The sequence below is a fragment of the Mesorhizobium sp. M7A.F.Ca.CA.003.01.2.1 genome (genome assembly GCF_003998945.1).
In the GTDB taxonomy this organism is placed as follows: Bacteria; Pseudomonadota; Alphaproteobacteria; order Rhizobiales; family Rhizobiaceae; genus Mesorhizobium; species Mesorhizobium ciceri.
Window position 1 is genome coordinate 1 of the sequence record NZ_RZRA01000587.1, and the last position, 3,599, is coordinate 3,599.

The window sequence follows — 3,599 nt, forward strand, 5'->3', positions numbered from 1 at the left end:
ATCGAGACCAGGTCGCGATCGTCGGCGCTGCCGGGCAGCGCCGAACCATGCATCACCTTCAGCCGTTCGGCGGCATCAAGCGAGGTCGACAGCCCCTTGGCCATGTCCAGCGTGACATGGTTGCCGCCGATGGCGATGGCGTCGCCATGGACGAACTTGCCTTCCGAAAACACCGAGATCGTCGTCGTGCCGCCGCCCATGTCGATGCAGGCCGCACCCATTTCCAGCTCGTCGTCGACCAGCGCCGCCAGCCCGCTGGCATAGGGCGTCGCCACCATGCGCTCGACCGACAGATGCGAACGGTTGATGGACAGCTCCAGATTGCGCATCGGCGCGGCGTCGCCGGTCAGCACATGCATGTCGACGCCGAGTGCGTCGCCGACCATGCCGCGCGGATCGCGCACGCCGCGTTCGGCATCCAGCGAGAAGCCGACGGGAAGCGAATGGATCACTTCGCGCTCGGCCTTCAGCGCCTGCTTGGCGCCTGCACCGAGAACGCGCTTGATGTCGGCCTCGTCGGCCTCGTGGCCGCCAAGATTGATGGTGGCGGAGAAGGCTTCGCTCTTCAGCCGGCCGGCCGTCATGTTGACGATCAGCGAATCAACCGTCAGCCCGGCCATGCGCTCGGCTGCGTCGACGGAAAGGCGGATGGCATGCTCCGCCCTGTCGAGATCGACCACGACACCCGACTTCACGCCTTGCGACTTCTGATGGCCGATGCCGATCACCTGGATCCGGTGCGAACGGCCGCGCAGCAGCTTGCCGTCATCGCACGGCTTGAGCTTGGCCACCATGCAGCAGACCTTGCTCGAACCGACATCCAGCACCGTCAGGGTGCCAGACCGGCGCGACGCGGCATCGCCAGGACTGCCAAGCCAGCTCATATCTTCGTCTCCGGCTTGCGCTTCAGGCTCTTGGGTTTCTCGTTGAGGGCGGCTTCGCGCTGCGTCGCCGCTTCCGCCGTCAACTGGACGACCAGCCGGTCCGTCAGGCGCATGTCGACGGCGGCGATGTCGCGCGACAGCAAACCGTTGTCATGATCCATCTTCACGAGTTCGGCGAGCGCCTGATCCTCGTCGTCCTCGGGAAGCTTGATGGTGATGCCATTGTCCAGCTTCAGGTCCCAGCGCCGTTCGCCGACACGGATATAACCTTTGATCCGGTTCGCGAGCTCGGGATATTTTTCGACCTTGGCCAGGAAATCGGGCGCGCTCGCCGGCGCGCCGGTGCCGATCAGCAGAGGCAGAAGCACCTGCTTGCCGCCCGAGAACGGCGCGATCATGGCGCCATTCTTCTCGATGACCGAAAGCTCGTCACCCTGCTGCCAGAGCGCGAAAGCCTCACGCTCCTCGACACGCACTTCCAGCGTATGCGGATAGACCTTGCGCACCGCCGCGACCTCGATCCACGGCAAGGTCGCAATTCGTTCCCGCGCGGCCTCGGCATTAAAGCCGATCAGCGACGTCCAGCCGTCGAGTTCAAGCCTGTCGAGTATATCGATTTCCGAGGTCTGGCGATTGCCCACCACCTTGACCTGATCGACGGCAAATCCGGTACGGGCGGTGATGCTCTGCACGATACCGTCGACATGACCGCCGAGATAGGCGCCATAGGCACTGCTCGAGAAAATCAGCACGGCCGACATCATGGCCGCGGAAAAGCGTGGCGCCTGGAATTCTCCGACACCGAGGCGCGCCATAATGCGCACCGGGCGGCGCAGCATCCGCGGCAGCACGAAATGGTCCAACGACAACGACAGGCCGAACAGCGCCGGACCGGCCGCGCCCCTCTCCCTACCCTGTCCCCATTTCAACGCAGACACGAAGCGTCCTCCACCATCCAACTCAACAAATCGCCAAACGAGTGCCCGGCATGGGCGGCGATTTCAGGCACCAAGGACGTCGGCGTCATACCCGGCTGGGTGTTGACCTCGAGCCAGACAATCTCGCCGTTTTCGGAATGCCGATCGTCATAACGGAAGTCCGACCGGGAAACGCCCCGACAGCCGATCGCTTGGTGAGCCTTGAGCGCCAGTGTTTGTATTTTTTGGTAAATATTCGGTGAAACTTTTGCGGGGCATTCGTGCTTTGATCCCCCGGCGACATATTTTGAATCATAGTCGTAGAAGGAATGGCCGGTCGGGATGATCTCGCAGACCCCCAGCGCCACATCGCCCATCACCGCGCAGGTCAGCTCCCTGCCGTGGATGTAGCGCTCGACCATGACGGTATCGCCATATTTCCACTCCGACGAGCCAAGAACCTGCGGCGGATGCGACTGGCCTTCATGCACGATGACGACACCAAAGCTCGAACCCTCATTGACCGGCTTGACCACATAGGGCGGCTTCATCGGATGCTTGTTCTGGATGGCGAAGCGGCTGGCGACCTTCGATTCGGCGACCACGATGCCGACCGACTTGGCAACCCGTTTGGCCTGCTCCTTGTTCATGGCCAGAGCCGAGGCGAGCACGCCGGAATGGGTGTAGGGAATGCCGAGATATTCGAGGATGCCCTGGATGGTGCCATCCTCACCAAAAGGGCCGTGCAGCGCATTGAAGGCGACATCGGGCTTGAGCTCGGCAAGCACGGAGCCGACATCGCGCCCGACATCGACGCGGGTGACCTGGTAACCTTCCTTCTCAAGCTCATCGGCGCAAGCCTTTCCGGAGGACAGGGACACGGGCCGCTCGGACGAAAAACCACCCAGCAGGACGGCCACATGCTTGTTTTTCATTCCCCGGCATCCCCTCTCTCACGGCGGACCAAAACCAGATTTTCCGCAACATTGAGTCAGAGTCTCCCGGCAGGTTGCCCCCCCAGACGGAAAACGCTGAAAACGCGTCGAACGACTCAAATCAGGAAACGCTTTCGAGCAGAGAATCAGAGAGTTGATTCACTGGCAAGTGCTTACGATTCCGAGAGATTCACTTTCTAAGAAAATGGATGCGAAAAGCGTGTCGTTGAGTCTTTGCGGCAACGGTCGCGGACCGTTTTTCGCCTCGTTGAAGTTCATGCATCACATGAACTTCAACGAGGCGCTAGGTGTGTCGAGATTCAGGTCAGGCCGAGTCGAAAACGATGGCTTTCGAGAACCGGAGCGGAGCATCACCTGAATATCAGCGCACCTTAAAGGAGCTGCCCGAGAAACTCCTGAACGGCATGCCCTGGCCGGAAATTGCCGATGCGCTTGATTTCCCATTGCAGCCGGATACCGGAATTCTCCAGCACCCGCGTGCGCACCGTCTCGCCGAGATATTCAAGGTCGTAGCCGGTCGCGGTTCCGGTGTTGATCATGAAGTTGCAATGCATCGGCGACATCTGCGCGCCGCCGATCATCAGGCCGCGGCAGCCCGCTTTGTCGATCTCCTTCCAGGCCGATGTGCCGTCGGGATTCTTGAAGGTCGAGCCGCCGGTCTTTTCGCGGATCGGCTGCACGGTCTCACGATGGTTCTGCACGGCCTCCATCGCAGCCTTGATGGTCGCCCTGTCCTCGGCAAAGCCTTCGAACACAGCGGAGGTGAAGATCAGCCCGGAGGGAGCCGCCGAATGGCGATAGGCGTATCCCATATCGGCATTGCTCAGCGTCTGCACATTGCC

3 protein-coding genes and 1 pseudogene are annotated in these 3,599 nt (G+C 61.4%); all 4 read right to left on the minus strand.

Going from position 1 to position 3,599, the window contains the following annotated elements:
* The coding region (gene ftsA, locus EN969_RS21635; protein WP_127419376.1) for a cell division protein FtsA at window positions 1-884 on the minus strand (884 nt) is incomplete at its 3' end.
* Window positions 881-1,822, minus strand: a complete 942-nt coding sequence (locus EN969_RS21640) for a cell division protein FtsQ/DivIB (RefSeq protein WP_063168308.1) — start codon at window positions 1,820-1,822, stop codon at window positions 881-883. The genes EN969_RS21640 and ftsA, both read right to left, overlap by 4 nt.
* A complete protein-coding gene (locus tag EN969_RS21645; protein WP_013530960.1) occupies window positions 1,810-2,736 on the minus strand; it encodes a D-alanine--D-alanine ligase in 927 nt (308 codons plus the stop codon). Before EN969_RS21645 ends, EN969_RS21640 begins: the two co-directional genes overlap by 13 nt.
* Window positions 2,737-3,128: 392 nt before the next feature.
* Window positions 3,129-3,599: pseudogene (locus EN969_RS21650) on the minus strand (UDP-N-acetylenolpyruvoylglucosamine reductase); the annotation flags it as partial.